We start from the raw sequence: 693 nt of genomic DNA, 5'->3' as shown, positions 1-693 counted from the left end.
AGCCAAGGCTGCGTTTTTTGTTTCGTCGATTGGGTTTACTCGAGAGAGTGTGGTGACGCTTTGAGAGCATGGCCACTTTTCTCGGCTTGGAACAGCGCAAGGTAGTGAGCAAAAAACGTATGCATTTGCTGTTGGTTATCTTGTTCACCAAGTTGACCTAATAAGTGGGCAGCAACCTCAAAGGTGCACAAGTTGCCTTGTTGCTGATTACGTCGCAGTTGATATTGAGAATCGGCGAGTGCGGAAAGTCCCATGGTAGGGATACCTTCTAACCAGCGACTCTTATTGATCATCTTGCGTGCTTCTTGCCAGGTGGCATCCAAAATAATGTACAGCGGCATTTTGGCTTGTTGCTGGCTTTGCATTTCCACATGTTCGAGTGTGATGCTTTCTTCGCTTGGGAATAGAATCACCGGGTACAGTGATGGATCAGCCAAGCGAGTGAGCAACTCTGCTGGTGGTTGTTTGCGATCCCAGATTGCTTGCTCGACGTTGAGTTGGCAATGCTGTAATAGCTGGCCCGTATTGGTGTCACGAGTTAGCTCATTTGGGTGCATCAATAGCAGTATGTCGTGCTTGCTGGTGAGTTTAGGCACCAGCGAGCAAATACAGTTGAACAGAAAACCGCAATGGGGACACGGTTGTGACATTACAGTCGAACCCCTTCACGCACAGGGCTAATACCATCCGAAA

The 693-nt window shown here is 48.5% G+C and carries 1 protein-coding gene; it reads right to left on the bottom strand.

Annotated elements, in window-relative coordinates:
- Nucleotides 1-35 precede the first annotated feature (35 nt).
- A complete protein-coding gene (locus tag R7Q11_RS26470) occupies nt 36-650 on the bottom strand; it encodes a tRNA-uridine aminocarboxypropyltransferase (protein ID WP_193296566.1) in 615 nt (204 codons plus the stop codon).
- Nucleotides 651-693: the final 43 nt, after the last annotated feature.

The sequence above is a fragment of the Vibrio sp. 970 genome (genome assembly GCF_033339075.1).
Note: the sequence above shows the minus strand (reverse complement) of the source record. Positions and strands in the feature narration are given on the sequence as shown.

What these genes read in the sequence shown, in the direction of transcription:
- R7Q11_RS26470 (WP_193296566.1), bottom strand. Translation starts at nt 650, where the DNA reads ATGTCACAACCGTGTCCCCATTGCGGTTTTCTGTTCAACTGTATTTGC.